Raw genomic sequence first — 23,975 nt, 5'->3', positions numbered from 1 at the left:
TGCCCGACTCCTCCAGGTGACCTACTCCTCCTCCAGGAGTTCCCTCAGCGCGCCCACCACCGAGGTGTCCGTCCCGTCCAGCGCCGCGAGCGCCGACTTCCACAGCTCGTACGCCCCTGCGGCATCCCCCTGCGCGTGCAGCAGCAGCCCCAACTGATGCCGGGCGAGCCCGCCGGTGTAGCGGTCGGCGCGCTGATCGGCGCGGAAGAGCAGCAGATCGCACTCGCGGGTGGCCCGTTCGACATGCCCCACCCCGCGCAGCGCGCGCACCAGCCCGAGCCGCGTCTGCGACTCCCCGTGCCAGTCGCCGTGACCGCCGAGGATGCGCAGGCTCTCCTCGAAGTGCGGTACGGCGGCGGCCGGTTCGCCGAGCGTCAGATGGGCGTAGCCGATGTTGCAGTGCGCGGAGTGCCGGATGATCACGTCGTCCATCGCGTCGCCGATCGCCAGGCTGCGCTTGTGGTGGTCGATGGCGGCCCGGGCGTCCGTGTGCTCGTACAGATTGCCGAGGTGGCTGTAGGTGATGGCCTCGGTGTGCGGGTCGCCCAGCTCCCGGGAGAGTTCGAGGCTCTGCAGCAACGCCTCGCTGGACTCGGCGTGGCGGCCCAGCCCCTCCAGCAGCATGCCGCGGTTGTTCAGACCGCGCCGGATCCACGACAGCACCCCGAGCCGCCGCCAGATCGCCAGCGCCTCGTCGTTCAGCGTGAGTGCCTCGCCCGCGCGGCCCGTCATGAAGTGCAGCCCCGCGAGGTCCCCGAGCGCGTACGCCTGCGCGGCCTCGTCCCCGAGCCGCCGCGCCGCGCCCAGCGCGGCCCGCAGGAGCACCTCGGACTCCGGGACGCGGCCGCTGCGCTGGAGATAGGGATTGAGCAGCCGCACCAGCACGGGAACGTACGCGGAGGTGTCCGCGTACCGCTCCACCAGCGCCACCACGTTCTCCAGTTCCAGGTCGCCCCAGGCGAAGGCGTCCCTGGCGGTGCAGAACGGCGGCGTGGCCGCGGCGTCCACCGTGTGCGAGGCCGGCTGCGCGGCGGTCGGCCGGCTGCGGTCCTCGCGGTCGAGGCCCGGCTCGACGATCGCTTCGAGGGAGCGGGCGGCGACACCGGCGTACCAGCGCAACGCCCGTTCGGACACGTGAATGTCCGCGCCCCCGGCCCCGGGTTCCCCGTCCGTCTCGCCCGCGATCTCCCGGGCGAAGTCGCGGACGAGGTCGTGGGGCGCGTAGCGGCCGTACGCCGTCTCCTCCAGGAGCGCGACGTCGACGAGGCGGTCGAGGGCGGCCTCGGCACGGAACTCGGCGATGCCGGAGAGCCGGGCGAGCAGGGGCGCCCCGTACACGGGGAGGTCGAGCGCGCCGATGCAGCGCAGCACGAGCGCCGCGTCCTGGTCGGCCTCCCGCTCCGAGGCACGCAGCGCGTCGAGCGCGACGGCCAGCGATCTGCGGACGCTCAGGTCGTCGTACTCCAGATGATGCAACCGTCCTTCGGTCGCGGTCAGTTGACCGGCGAGGACGTCCGGCGTGAGCGCGCGGCGCGCGGCGAGACGGGCCGCGACCACGCGCAGGGCGAGCGGGAGCCGGCCGGTGAGTTCGACGAGGGGGTGCGTACCGTCGAGGCCGTCCACCCGCCCGGACACCGCGCGCAGCAGCGCCGCGCTGTCCTCGACCGAGAGCGGCGCGAGCGGGAAGCGCCGCGCGCCGTCCAGCGCGGTGAGCGGTGAACGGCTCGTCACGATCACCGCGCACCCCGTGCCCGCGGGCAGCAGCGGCCGTACCTGAGCGGCGTGCGCGGCGTCGTCGAGCACCATCAGGGTGCGCGTCGGAGCCAGCATCGAGCGGAGCAACGCGGCGGCCGCGTCCGGGTGTTCGGGGATCCGGCGCGGCTCGGCACCGAGGTCGCGCAGCAGCGCGGCGAGCGCCTGGCCGGGGGTGAGAGGGGTCATTCCGGGCGTGGCGCCGTGCAGGTTGACGTACAGCTGGCCGTCGGGGAAACGTTCCCGCAGGCCGTGTGCCACATGCAGCGCCAGGGCGCTCTTGCCGACTCCGGCCATCCCGCTGATGACGGCGACGGCCGGAGCGGAGGGGCTGGGGTGCCGGGCCGTGTCGAGGGCCACGTTCAGTTCCCGGCGTACGTCGGCACGGCCGGTGAAGTGTCCGGGCGGAGGCGGGAGCTGGGCGGGCCGCGGCGGGGCCGGTTCCGCCGGGGCGGACCGCTCCGCGCGGTCTGCGTCCGCGCCCCCGTTCCCGTCCCGGTCGTGTGCGGACTCGTCGCTCTCCCCCGCCCGCTCACGCAGGATCTCCAGATGCGCCGCGCGCACCGCGGGCCCGGGCTCGACACCGAGTTCCTCGACCAGGCGGGCCCGTAGGTCGCGGTGGACTGCCAGGGCCTCGGCCCGACGTCCGGTGCGGTGCAGTACGAGCATCAACAGCCGGTGGAAGGCCTCGCGCAGGGGGTGCTCGGCGACCAGCGCGGACAACTCGGGTGCGAGGGCGGCGAGTCGGGTGGTACCGGGGGAGCCGGAGGTGTTGGGGGCGCCGGAGGTGTTGGGTGCACCGGAGACTTCCATTGCTTTTGCGTCGGCGGAGACCCCGGTGTTCCCGATGTCACTGATTTCCCCGATGTCACCGAAAACCCAGCCGACCCCGGTACCACCGGTGCCCCCGGCGTGCGCGGTGTCACCGGCGCCCCCGGCGTGCGCAGTGTCACCGGCGCTTCCTCCCGCACCACCCGCAAAAGCCCGCCCAGCCCCCGGCCCCGCAAGCCGCAACTCGGCCTCGTACCGGCACTCCAGGACGAGCAGCCGCGCCTCCTCCAGGCGCTGGACGAGCGCGTGTCCGCCGAGTTCGGGCGGGACCCCGCCGAGCGGTGTGCCGCGCCACAGCGCGAGCGCCGCGAGGGCCTCGCGCAGCGCCCGCTCCCAGTCGCGCCCGGCGTGCGCGGCGCGCGCGGCCGTGACGTGGGACTCGAAGACGCGCACGTCCAACTCGCCCTCGCCGACCCGCAGGAGATACCCGGGCGGCATGGCCCGCAGCCGCTCCGGATCGTCGAGGAGCCGCCGCAGCCGGGTGACGTGGTTCTGCAACGAGGCCTGCGCGGACGCGGGCGGCGCCCCGCCCCACAGTGCGTCCTTGAGCGCGTCCACCGAGACGACCCGGCCCGGCTCCAGGAGCAGCGCGACCAGCAGGGCGCGCATCTTGCCGCCACCGATGGAACGGACCTCGCCGTCGGCGTCGTACAACACCGGAGGCCCCAGCAGCCCGAACCGCAGCCCGTACCGCATAGCCCGCCCCACTGCCTTTCCGTGCGACCGACCCGACCGGTTCAGACCGGTACCGACCACACCCATGGCGACTTCGCGCCTTCTTGCGACGACTTCACGCCGACCGACTTCCGGTTTCCGGGTTTCCGGATGGAAACCCGTTGGCGACATGTTAGCGATCCGTTGGCGCGGGCTGATGGGATCACTCCATCGGATCTGGCCCGACGGTGCGCGCGTACGACGCGTAACTCGGGGGAGTGTCGCCGCCGTGGCCGGATCCGGGGACAGAGAGGGCCCCGGTCGTCGGAGGTGAGCGACCGGGGCCCTCGTCCGCCCCCGGCCGTCCTGCCGCCCGCCGTCAGATGACGGGCGGGCGTCCCAGCCGCGTGAGCCGCCACACCGTCCGCCACCGCATCGGCCGCCGCTCGCCGCCCGACTGCCGCAGCCCTTCCGCGAAGCCGCCGAACCAGGCCCGCAGCCCGCCGAGCGAGCGCGTCCGTGCGAGCGTCAGCAGCATCCAGATTCCCAGGTGAACGGGGATGAGCGGGAGGGGCAGCCTGCGACGGGTGAGCCAGACCCGGTTGCGGGCGGTGACCCGGTAGTAGATGGCGTGCCGGGCGGGCGAGGTCTTGGGGTGCTGGAGCAGCAGTTCGGGCTCGTAGAGCACGGTCCACCCGTCGTCGATGGCCCGCCAGGCCATGTCCGTCTCCTCGTGTGCGAAGAAGAACTCGGCGGGCCAGTCCCCGATCCGGGCGAGCATGGGCATGGACAGCGCGTGTCCACCACCGAGGAACCCGGTGACCGGACCGCCCCGCATCGGGTCCTTGGCCCCGACCCGGGGCACGTGCCGGCGCTGGGTCTCCCCGTGCTCGTCGGCGATGCGGAAGCCGACGATGCCCAGGCGCGGATCGGCGGTGTACAGGTCCCGCACCTTGCGCAGCACATCCGCGTCGACCAGCAGCCCGTCGTCGTCCAGCTCGACGACGACGTCCACGTCCGCGAACTCCCTGAGCCGGGCGAGGCCCACGTTGCGCCCGCCCGGGCAGCCGAGGTTCTCGTCGACCTCGATGCCGGTCACCTCGCCGGGCAGTCCCAGCCGCTCGGCGAACTCGGGCAGCGGACACCCGTTTCCCACGATCACGATCCGCGCGGGCGCGACGTCCTGCTTGGCCACCGAGGTGAGCAGCGCGTCGACCTCGTCGGGCCGGTTCCCCATGGTCACGACGGCAACGGCGATCCGAGGCCCCTCCGACACGACACCACTCCATCCCAGGCCGACAACTCTGCCCGCGATGCTAGCCGTTCACCCGGAGTCTCCCTCACGTACGCCGCGCTTCCCCGCGCTCTCCGCATTTGCTCACGTCGTACGAAGCTCTTTGCGCCGTACGAACTTCAGCCCCGACCAGTCCTCCCCCAGCGCGGCCACCTTCACGTCGACCACCCCGAGCGGCAGGAAGATCTCGCGCAGGGCGTTCTCGGTGATGTCGCTGCGGTGCCCGGCCGCCCTGCGCGGCCAGGCGATCCAGAACATCGCGTGATCGGCGAGGCCGCCCACCAGCGCGGGGGCCTCGGCGACCAGTTCGCCCAGGGACCGGTGGAAGACGACGGCGACATCGGCCCCCGCGGCCCCGTCGCCCCCGGACACGGCACACCCCTCCGGCAGTCCGGGGATCTCCCACCCCTCGGGCCGGTGCACCAGCCGTACCCGCTGCCCGGCCTTGACGCCGATCTTCTTGGCGAGCGGCGTACCGGAGTACCCGCCGCCGGCCGTACGGGACGTACTCACACCGGGCCCCTTCCCGCCCCTGCTTTCCACACGGTCAGGGGCGAACCTGCTCGGGAACCTACTCGGCGCGGGGGCCACGACACGGGGTGCGCGCCCGGAGTCCCTTCAATTCTCACCGACTCCTGGCGACTCTTACCGACTCCTGTCGGCTCCTGACGGCTCCTGACGGCTCCCGACGGCTCCTGTCGACTGTCGGGGCCCTTACCGGACGCACACCCGCGCGGCCTCAGGCGGCGTACGCGCCCCGCACCTCGAAACGCTCGGCGGACGGCGGGGCGGCCAGCCAGTCCTTCAGGCCCGCCTGGAACTCACGGAACTCCTGGATCTCGGAAAGCGGATTCTCGATCCCGTCTGCGATCTCGAGTTCCGCGAGGTAGGTGACTCCGTCGGGGAGCCGGTACGAGGCGTAGCGCACGCCCTTGGGCCGCGCGGCCTCGATCGCGGCGAACATCTTCCGCAGCGCCGCTTCGAGCTCGTCGACGCACTCGGGCCTCACCGTGGCACGCACCATCAGAACAGCCATGTCGTCATCTCCTTTTCGTCCCTGTCACACCTGTCACACCGCTACCGGGCCACGTGGGTGGCGCCATCTCCCTGACGCGCCCGGAGGCGGAGGTGTGACGGGGACGAAGAAGGAAATCCCCGACCGGTCAGGCGTTGGGGTCGAACGAGATGCCCGCCGGCATGGCCTTCGTGAGGTGGGCGGCGAAGTTGGCGTCCTTGAGTCCGAAGTTGGCGCTGCCGAAGTCGTAGGCGCTCAGCTTGTCGCGCAGACCCGCCGGGTAGCCGTTCCAGCCGACCAGGGTCGGGTACCGCCAGGTGTGGTAGCCGTTCTCCGGCGGCTCGTCGCCCGAGTTCGCGAGCCGGAAGTCGTGGGTGCTCAGACCGTCCTTGTGGTAGACGATCTTGGGGTGCGTGCCGTCCCACAGGACCTGGTCGGCGCTGTAGACGTTGAAGTCGCCGTGCGCGGACGTGGAGACGTACTTGGCCTGGTTGTTCTGCACCCAGACCGCCACGTGCTCCCAGTCGTGGCGGTGCCCGCCGATCGTGGCCTGGTCCTTCTCGAAGTAGAGGCCGTAGAGGATCACGCACCAGCCGTTGTTGCACTTCTCGCGCGAGTAGCCGTTGGTGTTGTCGAGGTCCGAGGTGTCGTGGCACTCGCCGCTGGGTGAACCCGAGGGCTTGAGGCCGCCGTTGATGGTCCCGTCGGGGCCGATGGCGGGCGTGGGGTAGCAGCCGTCCGTGTCGTAGTCGTACGCGGGCTGCCAGGTCTTCTCCAAGTCGTCCGCGTTGGCGGGCAGGGCCTTGGGCGGGGCGGCGAGCGCGCTGCTGGGGAAGGCGACGACCAGCGCGACGGCGCTGCCGAGGATGAGAGAGGCCCTGCGTACGCGCGAGCTCTTCTGCACTGCGTCCTCCTGAGGGACCGCGAGGGGGGTGGGGCAAGCGGTTTCATTGGCATGCCCGGATCACCCTCACCCGACTCGTTGAGCGCTCAAGCGGTGCGGGGGTGTCCCGAGAGTGAAGGATCAACGAATAAAGGGGACGCGGGAGTTGACGCCGATCTCGACCGTCACCTCGGTCGACCCTTCGACCGACGTCTCGGTCGGCGCCTCGGTCGGCGCCTCGGTCGACACTCCTAGGCAGACACCCCGGTCGGCATCCCGGACACCGGTGCGTTCGGCCGCCGGCCCTTCGGAGCGACGCTCGCCGCCGCGGCGGCTCTCATCACGCTGTTCCGAACCACACCCGGGCGGGCCGGGGAACCGGCCCGCCCCGAGTCCCCGCCCTCCCCCTCACGCGCTCGACTCACACGCTCAACTCACCCGCTCAACCGCGCGGCCAGGGACGCCCGTCGAGACGCTCGATGTCGCGGTTGAAACGGCTGAGATACGCGGCGAACTCGGCCACGTCCTCGGGATCCCAGTCGGTCATGATCTTCTCCAGACCGTCCAGGTTCTCGGCGCGGTGGGCCTCCAGTCGGCGCCTGCCCTCCGCGGTGATGGCGAACTTGCGGGCGATGCCCCCCTCGGGGTCGGGCATGCGCTCGACGACCCCGGCCCGCAGCATCGCGGCGGTCTGCCGGTTGAGGGTGGACGCGTCCAGGCCGAAGGCCTCTCTGAGCTCACCGATGGACATCGGGCCTTGCACCTGAATGCGGCTGAGCAGGACGTACGCACTGCGGTCCAGCCGCTCCTCACTCATCCCGCGCCCCCGCGGGTTGAGCATGTGCATGTGGCGCCCGAGCAGCATGGTCTCGAATTCCAGCAGGTCAAGTGGCTTGTCCACGCGAGGCATCCTTCGGCTCCTGGCTCGCTTCCCCTACAGGAAAGCTACCTCCCGCCAGGTATACCACCGCGATGTGTATGATGCATTAGACGTGCATGATGCACATTGCGTGCAGCATGCACCTCACGTGCGCCTCGCCCGCGGCTCACCGCGAACCAGGTGATCCAGGTGATCCGGAGACGCGGCAGGCCCGCGGACACGGCAGGCCCGGATCCCGACAGGCCCGGATGCGCAGCACAGCAACAAGCCCGGAAAGAGCAACAGGGAGTACCCGTGGACAGTTCCCAGCCCGCAGCCCGCTCCGGCGGTGTTGTCGGCATCCTCGCCTTCGGCGGCATCGTGGCCGCGATCACCCAGACACTGGTGGTGCCACTGATCGGGGAACTCCCGACCCTCTTCGACACCACCGCCTCGAACGCCTCCTGGGTCGTCACCGCCACGCTGCTCGCGGCGGCCGTGATCACCCCCGTCGCCGGCCGCCTCGGTGACATGTACGGCAAGAAGCGCATGCTTCTGGCCTCCCTGGTCCCGCTGATCCTGGGCTCCGTGGTCTGCGCCCTGTCCTCCTCGGTCGTCCCGATGATCGCCGGACGCGGTCTGCAGGGCCTCGGCATGGGCGTGGTGCCCCTCGGCATCAGCCTGCTGCGGGACGTCGTACCGGCGGAGAAGCTCGGCTCGTCCATCGCGTTGATGAGCGCGTCCATGGGTGTGGGCGGCGCGCTCGGCCTGCCGTTCTCCGCGGCGATCGCCGAGAACGCCAGCTGGCGTGTGCTGTTCTGGGTCGTCGCCGCGCTGACCCTCGCGGTCGCCACGCTGATCTGGTTCTTCGTGCCCGCGGGCCGCGAGAACACCGCCTCGGGCAGCTTCGACCTGCTCGGCGCCATCGGCCTGGGCATCGCCCTGGTCTGCCTGCTCCTCGGCGTCTCCAAGGGCGCGGACTGGGGCTGGGGCAGCGGCACCACGCTCGGCCTGCTGGCCGCCGCGATCGTCCTGCTGCTGGCCTGGGGCTGGTGGGAGCTGCGCAGCGCCGAGCCGCTGGTCGACCTGCGGGTGACCGCGCGTCCGCAGGTGCTGATGACGAACGCCGCCTCGATCCTGGTCGGCTTCGCGATGTACTCCCAGTCCCTCGTGATCCCCCAGCTGCTGCAGCTGCCCAAGGAGACCGGCTACGGCCTCGGCGAGTCGATGCTGGCCATGGGCCTGTGGATGGCCCCGGCCGGCCTCATGATGATGATCATTTCTCCGATCGGCGCCAAGCTCTCCGCCGCCAAGGGCCCCCGGATCACCCTGACCGTCGGCGCCCTGGTCATCGCCCTCGGCTACGGCATCTCCCTGCCGCTCATCGGAAACGGCTCCGCCTTGGGCCTGCTCGCCGTGACCATCGTCTGCAGCACGGGCGTCGGTTTCGCCTACGGTGCGATGCCCGCGCTCATCATGGGCGCGGTGCCCCAGTCCGAGACGGCCTCGGCCAACAGCTTCAACACGCTGATGCGCTCGATCGGCAGCTCCGTCTCGGCCGCCGTGATGGCCGTGGTCCTGGCCCAGATGACCACGAAGTTCGGCCCGGTCTCCCTGCCGTCCGAAAGCGGCTTCCGTGTCGCCATGCTGATCGGCTCCTGCGTCGGCATCGCCGCCGCGGTCGTCGCCTTCCTGATCCCGGACCGCCCCACGGCCACCCGGCCGCAGGCCGAGCCCACCCAGGACGCGGCCCCCGAGGCGGTCGAGGCAAAGGCCTGACCCTCGCAGAACCAGAGAAACCGCAGGTCGGGATCCGACCTGCGGTTTTTCGTTTCCCCAGGTAAGGGCCTTGGGACGTCCCCGCGCGTCCCTGGGACGCCGGTAGGTCTGGCGCCCCGCCGACCTCCGATCCGACAGTCGTGATCGCTCCGGGAGAGCCCCGGTTCAGGAAGGATCACGGTGAGACGTCGGGTGTGCCCTGCGGGCACCTGCGAACGGACGTACGCACGGCCGCACGCCGCTCTGCGGCCGGGGGTGCACGGCTATCGCGGGTTCAGGCTGACGCACACGGGACCCCAGCGACGGCTGGTCATCCCGCGGGGAACGGTGTCCTTGGTGATCGGCTTCGGGCCGGGACCGGAGCCGGACGGACCGAGGGACGGGACCAGGGACGGGGCGAGGAGCGGGCCCACGGGTGGCCATGGCGGCGAGCACATCCGTGCCACCACCTCCCTGGCGACCGGTCTGCACACGCGGGCCCGGCACTTCGCGCGTCAAGGAGCCCTGCACGGCGTCGAGATCACCCTCGCGCCCTGGGTCGCGCACCAGATCTTCGACGCGTCCATGAGCGAACTGGCGGACACCGTGGTCGACCCCGTCGACGTACTCGGTCCCGGTTTCCGGGAGCTGACGGAAGCCCTCCAGGCCGCCCCCGACTGGCCGGCCCGTTTCGCGCTGGTCGACTCGGCGCTGGTGCGGTGGACCCGGTCCGCGCACCTCGGGCGGTCTCCGGCGGGCGAGCTGCTGGGCGCCTGGGACCTGCTGGTCCGCTCCGCGGGGACCATCACCGTACGGGATCTGGCGGCGGCCACCGGCTGGAGTCAGCGGCACCTGGAGAACCTGTTCCGCGAACAGTTCGGCCTCACCCCCAAACGGCTCGCGCGGATCATCCGGTTACGCCGCGCGCTGCGGCTGCTCATCACCGGCACCACCCCCGCCGACACCGCGTACGCCTGCGGCTTCTCCGACCAGGCCCACCTCACCAACGAGTTCACCGCCCTGGTCGGCATGCCGCCGCGCCGTTTCCTGGCCGCACGTGGCACCAAAGGGCTGCCGAGTCACTGGGTGGCGGGGTGAGCGTCTCCGCGTTTTTCTTCAATCCCCGCGCCCCCGCCCCTTGCGAGGGTTGACCTGCGCGGCCCGGCCGGGTCGCGCCGCGGGACTTCCGTGGACGACCGACTCGAAGGAACGACCTGATGAAGAAGGCTCTGGCCACCCTGGCCATCGCAGGTGCCGCCGCCACGTCCGTGCTCGCGCTCGCGCCGGCCGCGTCGGCCGACTCGTGCGTGCGGACCAGCCTCAACACCGGATACCGCTCGTACTGGAACACCGCATACAAGTCGTCCACCAGCGGCTGCCACGACCTCAACGTCGTCATGGCCAGTGCCCCCGGCGGTGATTCGGGCGACTACTACGCCGGCATGTACGTCAACTCGTCCGGCAACTGGACCTTCGGCTCGCGCGGGTACGTGTGGATCCCGAACGGGACGTACGCGGTCGACAAGTACGTCCTGGTGAGCGACCTCACGGGTGGCCGGGAGTTCGGCGTGGCCGCCTACAACAACATCGGTGGCGCGGTGACGATCGCGCACTGACGTCAGCCGCTCGTCCCTCTCGTGCCCGGCCGCCCGTACGGCAGCCGGGCACGGAAGCACCCACCCCGGTTCCGGAGGTACGCCGACCATGTCCCACCCCGACCCTCACGTGCGCGCCGCCCGTTGGCCGGCCCGGGTGCTGTTCCTGGGACTCGCGCTGGCCGCGCTGAGCGCCTGCGCGAGCGGCCAGGACGGCCGGTCCCCCTCGTCCGCGACCGCACCCGTGTCCGGGCACTCCGCCCCGGCGGCTCAGCGCGTCGCCGTGACACACGCGATACCGACGGACATCACCGACCTGGTGCTGCCCGTGACGGGCGCGGACACCCGGTGGGCGCAGGGCCTGGACGCGCTCGGCCGGCTGGCCGCCGACAAGGCGACCCGCCAGTGCCTCGCGTCCCACGACGCGTCGATGCCGCCTCAGCCGCCCGTCAGCTTCCTCCGCTACTCCGCCGTCCCCGACCTGGACTTCATAGCCCGGCACGGCTTCAACGGCGTTCCCGTCCCCGACGGCGCCGCCGCGACCCCCAGGGACGGCTCTCCGGCCACCGCGGCGCCCGCGGGACCCGACGCCGCGCAGCGCACGTGCCTGACCCGGGGCTCGGCCGTCGGCAACGACTTCCGGACGTCGTACCTGCGACTGCAGACACAGTGGTGGCAGGAGGTCGCCTCCCTGAACTCCGCTCCCGAAGTGAGGTCCGCGTTCGGCGAGTTCGGGCGCTGCCTGGCCGGACACAGGACACCGGCCAAGGACGAGAGCGCCTTCTTCGACCTCGTCGACCGGCGTCTGCAGGCCGGGGACACGGACCGTTCCCTGGGAGCCCTGTACGCGACCTGCATGAAACCGGTCGAGGACACCCGCGAACCGCTCCGCGAACGCCTCAGGGACAAGTTCCGCGAGGAACACCGCGGGGAGGTCGAGAAGGTACGTACGACACTGCCGCGCACCGTCCGGGACCTGGAGCGGCGTTACGACATCCGCATCTCCTTCCCGGCCCCCTGACCCCCTGAGAGAACCTCACCCCTGGGGAGTGCCGGGCACCGGCATGTGACGGGTGCACTCGCGGGCACCGCCGTTCGGCTGCGTCCCACAGGCCCACGCGGTCATCCTCCCCGTGACGGCGACCATCGGTGAGTAGACGTCGTTGCCCCAGTGCACGGGCGTGGCGAAGCTGTCGCCCGCCGAGTTGTCCGCGTCGACGATCGCGCTCTTGCTGGCGTACGTGATGCGTCCCCAGGCGGCGGCACAGGCCTTGCTGTAGCGGAGTTCGATGACGATGTCCTTGTTCCTGGTCAGCGTCAGCGTCTGCCCGTCCAGGCCGCAGTGCGTGGCCGCCGGGTCCTTGCCACCGCAGCCCGCCGCCCTGCACTGCGGGGTCGGCGGCTGAGCGGACCCGGTCGCGGCGGCGGCCTTGGACGCGGCGGGGGCGTCGTGGGAGTCCCCGCCGGTGGCGAGTACCGCGGCAACGGACACCGCGGCGCCCAGGAGGCAGGCCGCGCCCACGAACAACAGCCGCCGACGGCCGGCCGGCCGCTGCCGAGGAGTCGCGGAGGTGTCGGCCTCCGCTACAGCGGCGCCTCCTGCTCCGTGCCCCGGCTCCTCCGGTTCCCCGGCACCGTTCGCCGAGTCCCCAACACCGCCCTCGTCGGCACCGGTCGCGTCCGCGCGAGCCTCGTCGGCCCGCTCCCACAGGGCCAGCAGCCGCTCGGGATCCAGTTCCAGGGCCGCGGCCAGGCTTTCGACAGCCGCACGCGGAGGGAACTGCTTGCCGTTGACCCAGCGCTCCCAGGAGGACTTCGCGTAGTGCGTACGCGCACCCAACCTGGCATAGCTGAGTCCTGAGGCCTGCTTGACCGCGAGCAGTTCCGCACGCAGCGCTTCGACCGGGTCTTCCGGCGGCTGCCCCTGAGAGAAATGCCCGAAGGCCATCGTCCCCCGCCCCACACTCCATAGGCAGAGCCCGCACATGGACGAGGGCACGGTGAAACCGCGGCACCAAGAAACAAGCCCCCCGCCCCCAGTCCCGGTGCTCCACGGTTCCTGAGAATCGCGCGAAGCATATCGCACAGAGGTTCGCCATAAATGCCCTTCTGTCGGGCGACACGCCGACCCCGCGAGGTCAGACTCCCGGGCCACCCGCTCCATGCCTCCTCCCGTTACGGCGAAGGCCCCTGCCGGTCACGCCGCGATCCCGTCGACCGTGCCGTACCACAGGGGCAGATAGGCGAACTGGAACAGGCGGTGAGTCCGGCTGAGCGTGCCGAGGACAAGCGCGAAGGAGGAGATGAAGAGCGCCCCGAGGAACCAGTGGACCAGGCCCTGGGTGTCGGATCCGGTGACCATGCGCACCGCGGGGCCGATGCCCGCGACGACCGTGAGCAGGAAGCCGGCTCCCCACTCCGCGGCCATCCGGCTGCGCGCCGCGGGATAGGCGCCGAGGATGGCCTCGACTCCGGACTCATGGCGCTGAGTGCCCAGGCGGGACCAGATCAGAACCGGCCAGATCCAGGCCAGCGGACGCAGGAATCGCGACCAGGGGGCGTAGTCCGGGCTTTCCGTACTCCAACGTCAGCCCCAGGCTGAACTCGCCGACGTTGTCGGGGTCGATGCCCTGCGCCTTCATGCCCGCGGGGTTGACCGTCATGGTCTCCCCGCGCCCCAACTGCATCACCACCGCGGTGACCACGAGGACGCCCAGCATGGAGGCCGGCACCAGCACACTGCGTCGACGTAGGCGAGCGCCGACTGCCCACCCGTAAGGTCGCCCCATGACTCGGACGGCGAACGGTCCTCGTTCTTTCGGCCGAGGCTGGCGCTGGCAACCGGCCGTTGGGCCGAGGCGGCGGGAGTGGGCGCGGGAGGAGGCTCTGAGGACAGCAGCCGGTAGGGACCGGCCACCACGCGAACCGAGGAGCACCCCATGAAGCGCATCGTCATTGCCCTGGCCGTGGCCGCAGTACTGGCGGGAGGCGTCGTGGTGGCATGGAGCGTGTTCGACAACTCCTCGGTCGCCACCGCGAGCGGAACGGATCACACGGTGCCGCGCACCGAGGTCGAGAAGCTGGCCAAGGAGAACTACGCCATCCCCTTCGTCCAGGACGGGCCACAGTCCGTGAGCTGCCCGCGGGGGCTGCGCCCGAAGATGGACGACACCGTGGAGTGCACCGCTGTCTTCAAGGGCGAGAGCAAGACGATGCTGATCTCCGTGACCGGAGTGAAGGGCGACAGGGTGAGCTTCGACTACGGCCTGTCGAAGTAGAAGAAGGTCGAAGCGGAACAAGGGCCGAAGCAGAACAAGTGGGAGACCGAGAAGCGGCGTGGCGCGGGGACCGGATCAGCGGTCGCCGACCACGCCGCAGCGCCATGCCCAGGCGGCGATCTCCACCCGGTTCCGCAGCTTCAACTTGGCCTGGATGCTCGCCATATGGGTCTTGACGGTGGAGAGCGAGACGAAGAGTTCCTCGCAGATCTCCTGGTTGGTCCGCCCGTCGGCGACCAGCCGGACCACATCAAGTTCCCGCCCTGTCAAAGGACTTGAGGCGACCTCCGCCCGGGCGGCAGCGGGCCGCTGCTCGCCGATCCGCTCCAGGAGCCGTACGGTCACGGCGGGCGAGACCAGCGCGTCGCCGCGCGACGCCGCGCGCACGGCCTCCACCAGCAGCCCGGGGCCCGCGTCCTTCAGCAGGAACCCGCAGGCACCGCCGTGCAGCGCCCCGTAGACGTAGTCGTCCTGGTCGAAGGTGGTCACGACCACCACGCGCAACGGGTCGACGGCCTTCGGGCCCGCGAGCAGCCGGGTCACCTCAAGGCCGTCGAGTTTCGGCATCCGGATGTCGACGAGGCATACGTCGGGGCGCAGCTTCCTGGCCAGCTCCACACACTCCGCACCGTCGGCCGCCTCGCCCACGACCTCGATGTCGGGCTGTGTCTGGAGAATCAGCCGGAAGCCGGTGCGCACCATTTCCTGGTCGTCGGCTATCAGGACCCGGATGCGTCTCGCTGAACCGCTGGATCCGCTGGATCCGCTGGATCCGCTGGATCCGCTGGCGTCGGTCATGCGGGGGATCCTGTCACAGCGCCGCGCAGGGGGAACTCCGCCGTCAGCCTCCAACCCCCGTCCTCGGCCCGGCTCGCGTGCAGAGTTCCGCCGACGGCCTCCGTACGTTCCGTCAGCCCGACGAGACCGAGACCGCCACGTCCGCCGAGAGGTTCGGCGTTCGGCGCCGTCTGCCGCGGCGACGGCGCGTTGTGCACCTCCACTCGAAGCCGCCGGACCCCCGCCCCCGCGTCGCCGCCCGACAGGCCGACCCGTACGGAGACGGACGGTGAACCCGCCGCGTGGCGGCGTACGTTCGTCAGACCCTCGCGCACGACGTTCCGCACGGAGGTCTCCACCTCGGGGTCGGGCCGCGCCTGCCGGGCCTCGGCCGCGACCTGGAGGGTGGCGGGGGCGTCGCGTTCGGCGAACGCGGCGACCAGCTCGCCCAGTTCGGCGAAGAGATCCCCAGGACGCACCGCCCGTGCGTCGTCCTCGCGCAGCACACGGACCAGCTTGCGCATCGACTGCAGGGTCTCGGACCCGGCCTGCTCGATACTGCGCAGCAGCGGGTCCACCTGCTCGGGCGCGATGTCGCGGATCGCGCGGGCGGCCTGGGCCTGGACGACGATGCCCGTGACGTGGTGGGCGACGAAGTCGTGCAGTTCGCGGGCGAGTTCCAGGCGTTCACTCTGGCGGGTGTCGGCGACGGCACGCCTTCTGCGCTCGTCGAGGCTGCGCAGATAGCAGCCGAGGCCGACGGCGCCGCCCGTGGGGAAGGTCAGGAGGAAGGAGAAGACGACGCCGCCCTCGTCCAGCCGCATCGGTGCCGCGATGACGGCGACGCCGAGTGCGGTGCTCAGCGCGGCGGCCGGCCAAGGCTGCGCCATGTCCTTCGCCGCGCGTACCAGCAGGAGCAGCAGGCACAGCGTCTCCAGCAGGCCCCAGCCGGCGAACGTCGGTGTCACGGACGTGAGAAGGGCCAGCGTCGTCACCCAGGAGGCGAGCACCGCGGCACCCGCGCCCCAGGTCAGCGCCGGAGGCCTGCCCGGCAGCAGCAGCGCGACGGCTGCCACGAGGCCCGGCACCGCCCTCCACCAGACACTGTTCCCTTCGAGTCCGGCGGTGCCCTCGATACCGGCCGCGTCGAGCAGCCACAGCAGCGCCATGACCACCGTCAGCGCGGTGAGGGCGGTGCGGCGGGACAACCGGGAAAGGGGCGTCTGATCGTCTCGATCACGCGCGTGTCGCACGTCTCGCATATTTCGCGCGTCACGCACGTCACGCACGTCTCTCAGGTCTCGGTCTCGCACACCTGGCAGCGTAGGGGCGGCTCTTGTCGTACGACCTCGGCCGAAAGGACGACGCGGCCATGTCGAACCGGTCGGTCGGCCGAGGCGAAGCACCGTGCCCCGGCCCGATGTTGGAGCACATGAACCCCACCGCCTCAACTCCGCCCGTGCTGAACGGCATCGGGCTGTCCAAGTCCTTCGGATCCACCCGCGCGCTCGACGCGGTGGACATCGCCGTCGGCGCGGGCGAGTCCGTGGCCGTCATGGGCCCCTCGGGGTCGGGCAAGTCGACGCTGCTGCACTGCCTCGCGAACATCGAGCGCCCGGACAGCGGCCAGGTCCTGCTGGACGGCGAGCGCATAGACCAGTTGCGCGAGCCGGACCGCAGCGAACTGCGCCGTACCCGTTTCGGATTCGTCTTCCAGTTCGGGCAGTTGCTGCCCGAACTGCCGGCGGTGGAGAACGTGGCCCTCCCGCTGATGCTCGGCGGGATGACCCGCCGCGAGGCCGAGCGGAACGCACGCCAGTGGTTCGCGCCACTGGGCCTGGAGGGCAAGGAGGACAGCCGCCCCGGCCAACTGTCCGGCGGCCAGGCCCAGCGGGTGGCCATCGCACGGGCGCTGGTCGCGGGCGCCCAGGTCGTCTTCGCCGACGAACCGACGGGCGCCCTCGACCAGACGACGGGGCAGGAGGTGATCCGGATGCTGGTGGAGGTCACCAGGGCGCAGAACGCCGCGCTGGTCGTGGTCACCCACGACCAGTCGGTCGCCCGGTGGTGCGACCGCACGGTGCAGGTACGGGACGGGCGGATCGTACGAGGGACGGGCCCGTCGGTCTCCGGCTCCGTCGGCGCCGGTACCGCCGGAGTCACGCGATGAGGGCGACGCGGATTCTGGACCGTACGACCTGGACCCTGACCTGGCGACTGCTGCGGGGCGGTGGGCGGCACGGCAATCTCGGCGTGGGACTCTCCGTCGCCGCCTCGGCACTCTGCACCACGCTGCTGTTCCTGTGCGTCGGTGCCAACCTCGGCTTCGGCGAACGCGCCGCGCACGCCGACTGGCGCACCCCCGCCGAGGCCGGACTCTCGCAAGCGATGGCCGTACAAGCGGTGAGCACCGCTTTCATCGACGGCGAACCCGTCACCGTCATCGACGTCGCCGCACTGCCGGGCAAGCAAGGCAGGGCACCCGCACCTCCCGGCATGCCGCGCTTCCCCGCACCCGGCGAGGTATGGACCTCACCGGCACTCGGCAAACTGCCGGGCAGGGCCACCACCACGGGCACCCTCGGCCGCGCCGCACTGGCCAGACCCGGCGAGAAGGTGGCAGTCGTCGGACACCGGGCCGACGACCCGGCGATGACGACGAAGCGCGGTACCGACCCCCGCCGCCCGGGCGACATCGTGACCCCCACACCCGTCGCGGACTTCACGGGAACGCGCACGACGGACGGCATCGCCTCCCAGTACCAGGACCTGACGAAGCTCGCCACGCTCCTGGTGATCGTGCCGCTGCTGGTGCTCGGCGCCTCGTCCGCCCGCCTGTCCGTCTCACGCCGCGACTCGCGGCTGGCCATGCTGCGGTTGGTGGGTGCCGCGCCGGGGCGGATCGCGGGGATGGCGGCGGCCGAGGCGGCGCTGACCGGTGCGGCCGGGGCCCTCGCGGGCGCGCTGGGCTACGCGGCACTGCTGCCCCTCTCGGCCAAGGTCCCCGTGGCAGGCGGCAGTTGGTACGCCTCCGACCTGTGGGTGGGCGCACCCGTGCTGCTCGCCGTGCTCGCCGGCGTGGTGCTGATGGTGACGGTCAGCGCGCTGGCCGGGCTGCGGCAGGTGGTCGTGGGCCCGCTGGGAGTCGTACGCCGATCCTCCGCTCCCCGTATCAAGGCCGTACGCGCCCTGCTGTTCGTCGCCGTGCTGATCGGCTACTGGCAGATCTCCAAGGACAAGGGGGCGGACATCAACACGGTGGTGTACTGCTGCGCCGCTGTCTTCGCCGCGCTGTCCGTCATCGGCCCCTGGGCGGTCGGCGTGCTCGGCGGCCTCGTCACGGGTCTGGCACGACGCCCCACGACGCTCCTGGCGGGGCGTCGGCTGCTCGACGACCCCAAGTCCGTGTGGCGCGCGGTGTCCGGGCTGACGCTGGCGGGCTTCGTGGCCGGTTTCTTCGCCCTGTTCAGCATCGCCGGCGGCTCGCCCTGGAGCAGCCCCGACCAACTCTCGCTGTCCGTACCGAAGGAGCGCGTCGCCGCCGTACGGCAACAAACCGACGCCCGCCTGAAGCACGCGCACATCGACGCCACCGTCGGCACGAACACCGCCTGGGTCGCCACTGGCACAGGCACCGGCGCCGAACGCCAGGTCACCGCGACCATCGCGGACCCGGCCCGGCTCGACGCGGCGCGCGCCGCACTCACCGGCCTCGTACCCGGCCAGTACCCGATCACCGGCACGGACGTCGACTGGCAGTCACGGCAGTTCGACCACGACTTCCACCTCTCGACGTTGGCCGTGCTCGGCGCGAGCTTCACCATCGCCATCGCCTCGACGGGCATCACGGCCGCCTCGTCCGTCCTGGACCGCCGCCGCGCATATGGCCTGCTGCATCTGGCGGGCACCCCGCTGCGGGTCCTGGACGCGGCCAGGCGTACGGAGTCGCTGCTGCCCGGCGTGGTGCTCGCGGGCGGCGCGGTGCTCACCGGCCTGTTCTGCGCGGCACCCCTGACATTCGCCGGGGGCACCCCACACCTGGACGCCCGCGGCGGCACCCTCCTCGCCGCCTGCCTGGCCCTGGGCTTCACCGGCCTGGCCGCCGCGAGCGCGGCAAGCCGCCCGCTGCTCCGCGAGGTGGTGAGAGACGCGGGCCCACGCCCGGACTGAAGCGTGCCTCTTCGACGAGCCGCCCCAGGAAGAAGTCCTCCCGGCCCCGTCCTGGCCCCAGGAAGGCCCCGTCGGCGCCCCGGGGGTTCCCGGGGCGCCCTTCGTGGTGGTCGTCAGAACAGGCTGCTCAGCGCACGTCCACGTAGTCGTGGTAGCTCTCGGCGTCCACGTAGGAGCCGGACGCGAGGTAGACCCCGACCCAGGTGCCGTCCTGCTTCGCGGTGAAGCGGGCGGTGAAGTGGCCGCGCGAGTCGGCCTTGACGGAGCCCAGGCTCGTCCAGGACTTCTTGCCCTTGGCCTGGAAGAGGATGTAGACGCGCTGCTTGCCGAACGCCACCCACTTCGTGCCGCTCAGCTTCTGCAAGGTGCCGGTGGTGGTCACGGTGTGGCCCTTGCGCACCGGCTCGGGACCGGCGTTGAAGCCGGTGATCCGGGTGGCGGTGCGGTTGAAGTGTACGGAGTTGGAGTAGCCGGGCTGGTAGTCCGAGGACCCCTCCGAGTACAGCCGCCAGTAGCCCTTCGGCACCGAGACGTACCCGTCGAGGTTGAAGGTGCCGTCGGACTTCGTGGTGAACCAGCCGAGCGACTTCCAGCCGGTCTTGCCGTCGGCCGACTGCTGGACGTACAGCTTCCGGTTCGGCGGCACCTTGCCGTTGCTGGCGCTCATGCTGCCCTGGATGTGCAGGTCGGAGTACTCGTCGATCCAGCTCGAACAGAAGCAGATGTTCGTCCGGTTGATGACATCGACCTTGAACTGCGCGTGCGAGGCGGTCAGATACGGGTCGGCCAGGTAGCTGTCCAGGCTGGTCTCGACCGTGAATGTGCTGTCGTCGTAAGGGATGTACGGGTAGGTGAGCGTGAAGCGCCCGCCGGTACCGCTGGTCGCCTTGGCGTAGTAGCCCATTTCGAGCGCGACGCCCTTGGCCGGACGCCAGGTGCCGTCGTACAGGTACTCCACGACACCGGACGAGGTCACCTTGGCACCGAACTTGATCCGCACGCTGGAGTGGTCCAGCCGAATCCGGCTCGGGCTGACCACGACCGGCAGCGTCTTGCTGTCGACGAGGACATAGGTGCTCGTGCCGTCGGGGTTGGCGATCCAGAAGGAGAGGAAGACCGGCACGGACGTGGCGTTCAGGCCGTTCAGCTTCGGTGCCACGTCGATCGCGTAGCTGCCGTCGGCGGCGGTGACGGCGCTGAAGCCGTTCTCGGCCACAACGCTCAGCTGCTTGCCGGCCAGCGGCGAGGTGTCGCCGGTGATCGGGTCGAAGAGCGAGATGCGGCCGCTGAGCGTGACGTGCGTGTGCTCCACGTCCAGCGCGGCGGGGCTGATGCTGCGGTCGGCGAAGACCGGCTTCGGCTCGACGTCCACGGTGGTGGCGTGCGCCGACGAGGTGCTGTCGCCGTCGCTGTCCTGGGCGCTGACCGTCACGTCGTAGCTGCCGTACGACGGCAGTTGCGACATGCGCGGCGAGCGCCAGACGCCGTCCTGCGGCGTGCCGGATACGAGCGTGAAGCCGGTGACGGCGACGGTCGCCGGGGCCGCGCCACGCAGCTCGGTCAGGTCGGCGGACACCTCGGTGACCGCCGAATCGGAGGAGACGGCGACCGTCAGGAAGCCGGCGTCGGAAGGGTCGGAGCCGACGCTGCCGAACACCGGGGCGCCGGTGCCGTCGGCAGGCGCGCTACTGCTCGGGGCAGGCGTCGGGCCGCCGGAGGGCGTGTCGGACGGGGTCGGATCGGACGGGGTCGGATCGGCAGAGGTCGGGGTGTCCGACGGTTCACCGATGGGCGGGCTGGACGGGGACGGGGTGTCCGAAGGAGTGCCGGACGCGGCGCTGGTGGGCATGTCCGTCGCCGTCGGATCAGCCGTCGGATCAACCGTCGGATTCGTGGTCGCGGTGGCCACCGGGTCCTGCCCGGACGTGCCACCGTCGGCCCCGTACGCCAGCGCCGGCGCGGCGAGGAGCGCGGCGCCCAGTGCGGCGGACACGGCCGCCGACCCCAAAGAGCGTGTTCTCACTGCTGGATTCCCCCCACGGGAATGGCGCGGCCCCGCTGCCCCGGAAATCCGGAGGCCGGCCGCGCTTTTTGTATGGCTGCTGTGAACATCACGCAACACATCGGACTCTAGCGCCTGCCCCCGACACAGGAGCAACAGGGTTTACGGAACCGGCCGAAGGCCTCAACTGCGCCTGCCTGCATGGCTGTTAAGAACCCTTCCCAGAGCGGTCCACCGGTGTCAGGGCACTCGACGACAACCGCTCATGCCCAGTCGGGCGGTGCGTCCGGTACATGGTCGGGATCGTCCTCGCAGACCGTCGTGGTCCCCGGGACTGAGGCCGCCGCGGTCATCGTCCCCAAGCTCGCGACGAACCTCACCGCGCTGCTCGACCAGCGCAGGGAACTCGCGCCACCATCAGGTCCCTGCTGGGGGCCCACCCTCTTTCGAATCTGCTGACGTCGATGCCGGGGACAGGCGTCAGGACCGGAGCCAGAATCCTCATCGACGTCGGCGACGGCACCGCATTCCACACCGCCGGACACTTCGCCGCCTACGCGGGCTTGGTCCCGGTGACCAGGAGATCCGGGTCCTCGATCCGCGGCGAGAGTCCGTCCCGCAGAGGCAGCGAACACCTCAAACGGGCGCTCTTCCTGGCCGCGTTCGCCTCGCTGTCCGACCCGGCGCCCAGGGCCTGTTACGAGCGGAAGAAAGCCGAGGGCAAACGGCACCGCCAGGACCTGGCGTGCACGGAATGTCCGGTTACCTGGGCGCCCGTTCCGCGCTGAGACACGAATTCGGCATTCACACAACACCAAGCCTCGCCCCTAACCAGATCGCCCGCACCGGTCCATGAGGTGGCGGGCACGACAGGCCGCCGAGGTCCCTCGTGCACAGCCTGCGCGTCCTGGCCCGCGCCCCAAACGACCGCGGACCGGGAACTTGTTAACGTGCGAGCCATGACAGCTGATGAACATGAAGAACCTGACACGGAGCACGAGTTAGCGGCGTCTCCTGGGAGTTGGGCGGGCCCGGTCGGCGGCTTCCTCTTGATGCTCTCTGGACTCGGTCTGCTCCTGTGGGGGTTCCTGGGCCGGTCCAGCTCCAGCCCTTCACTGATCTACCAGGCCGCGAAGGTCGTGGCGATCGGCCTGGTGGTCACCGGTACCACTCTGGTGGCGCGCCGACGCGACTCGTCACGGCGCCCCGACGCAGAGGCAGAGCCCGGAACCAGGATGTGCTCGAAGGCGGCGACAACCTCGCCCAGATCGTCATCCTGTTCATGGTCTTCACCGTCTCCAACGCCTACTTCGCGCCCGGCGCCAAGCGGCGGCGGGCGCGGATGCGCGCGGACGAACGGCCGACGACCTCCACCGTGCTGCACAACCTCGCCGCCTTTCTCATCGTCTTCCAGACCGCGGTGCTGTACTTCACCGCCGGCTACTGGAAGATCACCGGGAAGGTGTGGCAGGACGGCGTGGCGATGTACTACATCAGCCGGATCACCGGCTTCGAGATGTCGGCCACGTACGCGCACCTGATGAACAACGCCTTCGTGGGTACCGCCCTCTGCTACTTCACGATCTTCATCGAGCTGGCGCTGCCCTTCGCGATCCTGTCCGCTCGCCCGTGGATCCGGAAGGCCAACACGGTGGCCCTGGAGGGCATGCACCTGGGCATCATCGCCTGCATGGGCCTGGTGTGCTTCGGGCTACTGATGATCGGCGCGGACTGCACCTGCCTGCGCGACGAGGACTACCGGTCACTCGCGCGGCGCTTCCGGTCCGTCAAGGAAGGTGTACTGGGCGGGAGTTGGTCACCGCTGCCCGCGCGCGTCATGACCCCGGTGGCCATGACGGCGGGACAGGACGGTACGGCCGATGCGTGATACGACCGACGAAGCGGCGAACGCCGCGCCGGACGCCCTGTACCGGTTCCTCACCGCCGAGCCCGCCGACCGGGAACGCCTGGCACCGCGCGTGGTCGCCGCCGTGGGCCGGGAGCGGCTCGACGAGATCGTGGACACCACGCTCGGACGGATCGGCGAGGTCACCGGCGTGCGCGACAGCCGCGACGGACTGGTGATCGAAGGCACCCGGGGGCGGGCCCTCGCCTTCGCCGCCACCAGGGACGGCCATGAGCTGGACGGGCTCCTGATCGCCCCCGGCGCACACCGCCCGGAACGCCTGCGCACCAACTGGGTGCGCCCGGCTCTGGCCTGGACCGTGCTGGTGCTGCTGTTCGTCGTGCGCATCGACGCCTGCTGGGAGGCCCCCTCCCGGATCGCCTGGTGCGGCCGCCTGCTGATCGTCGGGGCCGGATACCTGGTCGTGGAGGGCTGGCGTGCCCCGGCCCTGTTTCCGTGGTGGATACGCCGACCGCTGGAGGCCGGGGCGCTCGTCGCCCTCGCCTCCGCCTGGCGACTGCCCGGGCTGCCCACGTCGGGCGGTGCCCCCGAACTGGTCGTGGGGGCCGCACTGGTCGCCGTCCTCGGCGTACTCCTGATGCGGGCACGGCGTCACCGCTGGGGGACGGCCGTCTCCCAGCCCCTCGTCTTCCCCTTGCAGGGCGGCAGTTGGTACGTGGGGCAAGGAGGCGGACGCAGCCTCAACCATCACTTCGCCGTCCCCGAGCAACGCGGCGCCCTGGACGTGGTCCAGGCCGGCCCGGGCGGGACGCGCGGGCGTCACCGCGCCCGCACCCAGGGCACGCACGGCAAGAACGAGCGCTACCTCATCTACGGGCAGCCCGTGCACGCACCCTGCGACGGTACGGTCGTCTCCGCCGCCGATCACATCGACGACCAAGAACCCGGCGCCGTCCGCTACCAACCCCTGTACGGCAACCACGTGTGGATCGACACGGGCGCCGAGATCGTCAAGCTCGCCCATCTGCGCCCCGGCACCGTGACCGTGAGCACCGGCGACCCCGTGCGCGTCGGGCAGGTGCTCGGCGAGGTCGGGAACTCCGGCAACAGCAGCGAGCCGCACCTGCACCTCCACGCCGAGCGCGACGGCCTCGGCCTCGACCTGGAGTTCCAGGGAGTCTCGGGCCCGCTGTCCCGGGGCCGGACCGTCCGCACCTAGGCCCTGTCGTCACATTCCCGT

Annotated in this window: 21 protein-coding genes and 1 pseudogene; 10 read left to right on the top strand and 12 right to left on the bottom strand. The window is 71.1% G+C overall.

What is annotated here, in order from left to right; translation table 11 throughout:
- Window positions 1–21 precede the first annotated feature (21 nt).
- From FNV62_RS28655 to FNV62_RS28630, 6 genes are all read right to left on the bottom strand, one after another.
- A complete protein-coding gene (locus FNV62_RS28655) occupies window positions 22–3,279 on the bottom strand; it encodes an AfsR/SARP family transcriptional regulator (RefSeq protein WP_144315690.1) in 3,258 nt (1,085 codons plus the stop codon).
- A gap of 337 nt (window positions 3,280–3,616) precedes the next feature.
- A complete protein-coding gene (locus tag FNV62_RS28650; protein WP_225900410.1) occupies window positions 3,617–4,513 on the bottom strand; it encodes a glycosyltransferase family 2 protein in 897 nt (298 codons plus the stop codon).
- Window positions 4,514–4,615: 102 nt separating this feature from the next.
- The gene (locus FNV62_RS28645; protein ID WP_054237455.1) at window positions 4,616–5,044 is read right to left on the bottom strand and encodes a hypothetical protein; all 429 of its coding nucleotides are present in this window, start codon (window positions 5,042–5,044) and stop codon (window positions 4,616–4,618) included.
- Between the two features lie 226 nt (window positions 5,045–5,270).
- Window positions 5,271–5,567: a hypothetical protein gene (locus tag FNV62_RS28640; protein WP_054237454.1), complete on the bottom strand. Its 297-nt coding sequence runs from the start codon at window positions 5,565–5,567 to the stop codon at window positions 5,271–5,273.
- Between the two features lie 127 nt (window positions 5,568–5,694).
- Window positions 5,695–6,450: an NPP1 family protein gene (locus FNV62_RS28635; protein WP_060898430.1), complete on the bottom strand. Its 756-nt coding sequence runs from the start codon at window positions 6,448–6,450 to the stop codon at window positions 5,695–5,697.
- A gap of 421 nt (window positions 6,451–6,871) precedes the next feature.
- Window positions 6,872–7,330 carry a MarR family winged helix-turn-helix transcriptional regulator gene (locus FNV62_RS28630; RefSeq protein ID WP_079089789.1) on the bottom strand — a complete coding sequence of 153 codons (459 nt, stop codon included), beginning with the start codon at window positions 7,328–7,330 and terminating at the stop codon, window positions 6,872–6,874.
- 273 nt (window positions 7,331–7,603) lie between these two features.
- Between FNV62_RS28630 and FNV62_RS28625 the strand changes: the two genes are divergently transcribed.
- The 4 genes from FNV62_RS28625 (at window position 7,604) to FNV62_RS28610 (ending at window position 11,662) form a co-directional block, all read left to right on the top strand.
- Window positions 7,604–9,067: an MFS transporter gene (locus FNV62_RS28625; RefSeq protein WP_143627579.1), complete on the top strand. Its 1,464-nt coding sequence runs from the start codon at window positions 7,604–7,606 to the stop codon at window positions 9,065–9,067.
- Between the two features lie 180 nt (window positions 9,068–9,247).
- Window positions 9,248–10,144, top strand: a complete 897-nt coding sequence (locus FNV62_RS28620; protein WP_144315689.1) for a helix-turn-helix domain-containing protein — start codon at window positions 9,248–9,250, stop codon at window positions 10,142–10,144.
- A 119-nt stretch (window positions 10,145–10,263) separates the two neighbouring features.
- Window positions 10,264–10,662, top strand: coding sequence for a hypothetical protein (locus tag FNV62_RS28615; RefSeq protein ID WP_054237449.1), 399 nt, complete (start codon window positions 10,264–10,266; stop codon window positions 10,660–10,662).
- Between the two features lie 88 nt (window positions 10,663–10,750).
- The gene (locus FNV62_RS28610; RefSeq protein WP_143627575.1) at window positions 10,751–11,662 is read left to right on the top strand and encodes a hypothetical protein; all 912 of its coding nucleotides are present in this window, start codon (window positions 10,751–10,753) and stop codon (window positions 11,660–11,662) included.
- Between the two features lie 15 nt (window positions 11,663–11,677).
- Here the strand turns inward: FNV62_RS28610 and FNV62_RS28605 are convergent, their stop codons facing one another.
- The 3 genes from FNV62_RS28605 to FNV62_RS28595 all read right to left on the bottom strand — a co-directional run bounded on the left by FNV62_RS28605 (window position 11,678) and on the right by FNV62_RS28595 (window position 13,373).
- Entirely contained in the window at window positions 11,678–12,589 is a 912-nt protein-coding gene (locus FNV62_RS28605) for a DUF2690 domain-containing protein (RefSeq protein WP_054237447.1), read from the bottom strand.
- A 249-nt stretch (window positions 12,590–12,838) separates the two neighbouring features.
- A complete protein-coding gene (locus FNV62_RS54695) occupies window positions 12,839–13,069 on the bottom strand; it encodes a hypothetical protein (protein ID WP_179858241.1) in 231 nt (76 codons plus the stop codon).
- 49 nt (window positions 13,070–13,118) lie between these two features.
- On the bottom strand, window positions 13,119–13,373 hold the full coding sequence (locus FNV62_RS28595) for a hypothetical protein (protein WP_143608850.1): 255 nt from the start codon (window positions 13,371–13,373) through the stop codon (window positions 13,119–13,121).
- A 207-nt stretch (window positions 13,374–13,580) separates the two neighbouring features.
- On the opposite strand from FNV62_RS28595, the gene FNV62_RS28590 reads away from it, so the two are divergent.
- Window positions 13,581–13,919, top strand: a complete 339-nt coding sequence (locus FNV62_RS28590) for a DUF4333 domain-containing protein (RefSeq protein WP_143627571.1) — start codon at window positions 13,581–13,583, stop codon at window positions 13,917–13,919.
- Between the two features lie 75 nt (window positions 13,920–13,994).
- Here the strand turns inward: FNV62_RS28590 and FNV62_RS28585 are convergent, their stop codons facing one another.
- Window positions 13,995–14,717, bottom strand: coding sequence for a response regulator (locus tag FNV62_RS28585; RefSeq protein ID WP_143627569.1), 723 nt, complete (start codon window positions 14,715–14,717; stop codon window positions 13,995–13,997).
- Window positions 14,714–15,904: a sensor histidine kinase gene (locus FNV62_RS28580; protein ID WP_225900409.1), complete on the bottom strand. Its 1,191-nt coding sequence runs from the start codon at window positions 15,902–15,904 to the stop codon at window positions 14,714–14,716. Before FNV62_RS28580 ends, FNV62_RS28585 begins: the two co-directional genes overlap by 4 nt.
- A gap of 224 nt (window positions 15,905–16,128) precedes the next feature.
- Between FNV62_RS28580 and FNV62_RS28575 the strand changes: the two genes are divergently transcribed.
- Window positions 16,129–16,866, top strand: coding sequence for an ABC transporter ATP-binding protein (locus tag FNV62_RS28575; protein WP_143627567.1), 738 nt, complete (start codon window positions 16,129–16,131; stop codon window positions 16,864–16,866).
- On the top strand, window positions 16,863–18,866 hold the full coding sequence (locus tag FNV62_RS28570; RefSeq protein WP_143627565.1) for an FtsX-like permease family protein: 2,004 nt from the start codon (window positions 16,863–16,865) through the stop codon (window positions 18,864–18,866). The genes FNV62_RS28575 and FNV62_RS28570 overlap by 4 nt, the downstream gene beginning before the upstream one ends.
- Before the next feature lie 127 nt (window positions 18,867–18,993).
- Here the strand turns inward: FNV62_RS28570 and FNV62_RS28565 are convergent, their stop codons facing one another.
- Window positions 18,994–20,859 carry a hypothetical protein gene (locus FNV62_RS28565; RefSeq protein WP_143627563.1) on the bottom strand — a complete coding sequence of 622 codons (1,866 nt, stop codon included), beginning with the start codon at window positions 20,857–20,859 and terminating at the stop codon, window positions 18,994–18,996.
- A 315-nt stretch (window positions 20,860–21,174) separates the two neighbouring features.
- Between FNV62_RS28565 and FNV62_RS28560 the strand changes: the two are divergent.
- The 3 genes and pseudogenes from FNV62_RS28560 to FNV62_RS28550 form a co-directional block, all read left to right on the top strand.
- Window positions 21,175–21,656 (top strand): annotated as a pseudogene (locus FNV62_RS28560) (transposase); the annotation flags it as partial.
- A gap of 449 nt (window positions 21,657–22,105) precedes the next feature.
- Entirely contained in the window at window positions 22,106–22,756 is a 651-nt protein-coding gene (locus FNV62_RS28555) for an HTTM domain-containing protein (RefSeq protein ID WP_143627561.1), read from the top strand.
- Complete coding sequence (locus tag FNV62_RS28550; protein WP_143602477.1) at window positions 22,749–23,954, top strand: M23 family metallopeptidase; 1,206 nt, start codon at window positions 22,749–22,751, stop codon at window positions 23,952–23,954. Before FNV62_RS28555 ends, FNV62_RS28550 begins: the two co-directional genes overlap by 8 nt.
- Window positions 23,955–23,975 lie beyond the last annotated feature (21 nt).

It is taken from the genome of Streptomyces sp. RLB3-17 (assembly GCF_007113425.2).
GTDB classification, from domain to species: domain Bacteria; phylum Actinomycetota; class Actinomycetes; order Streptomycetales; family Streptomycetaceae; genus Streptomyces; species Streptomyces mirabilis_D.
This window is presented reverse-complemented; position numbering and strand designations above follow the sequence as displayed.

Coding starts and splice junctions, on each gene's coding strand:
- FNV62_RS28655 (WP_144315690.1), bottom strand. CDS start 3,279: ATGCGGTACGGGCTGCGGTTCGGGCTGCTGGGGCCTCCGGTGTTGTAC.
- FNV62_RS28640 (WP_054237454.1), bottom strand. CDS start 5,567: ATGGCTGTTCTGATGGTGCGTGCCACGGTGAGGCCCGAGTGCGTCGAC.
- FNV62_RS28615 (WP_054237449.1), top strand. CDS start 10,264: ATGAAGAAGGCTCTGGCCACCCTGGCCATCGCAGGTGCCGCCGCCACG.
- FNV62_RS28610 (WP_143627575.1), top strand. CDS start 10,751: ATGTCCCACCCCGACCCTCACGTGCGCGCCGCCCGTTGGCCGGCCCGG.
- FNV62_RS28605 (WP_054237447.1), bottom strand. CDS start 12,589: ATGGCCTTCGGGCATTTCTCTCAGGGGCAGCCGCCGGAAGACCCGGTC.
- FNV62_RS54695 (WP_179858241.1), bottom strand. CDS start 13,069: ATGGCCGCGGAGTGGGGAGCCGGCTTCCTGCTCACGGTCGTCGCGGGC.
- FNV62_RS28590 (WP_143627571.1), top strand. CDS start 13,581: ATGAAGCGCATCGTCATTGCCCTGGCCGTGGCCGCAGTACTGGCGGGA.
- FNV62_RS28585 (WP_143627569.1), bottom strand. CDS start 14,717: ATGACCGACGCCAGCGGATCCAGCGGATCCAGCGGATCCAGCGGATCC.
- FNV62_RS28575 (WP_143627567.1), top strand. CDS start 16,129: ATGAACCCCACCGCCTCAACTCCGCCCGTGCTGAACGGCATCGGGCTG.
- FNV62_RS28570 (WP_143627565.1), top strand. CDS start 16,863: ATGAGGGCGACGCGGATTCTGGACCGTACGACCTGGACCCTGACCTGG.
- FNV62_RS28550 (WP_143602477.1), top strand. CDS start 22,749: ATGCGTGATACGACCGACGAAGCGGCGAACGCCGCGCCGGACGCCCTG.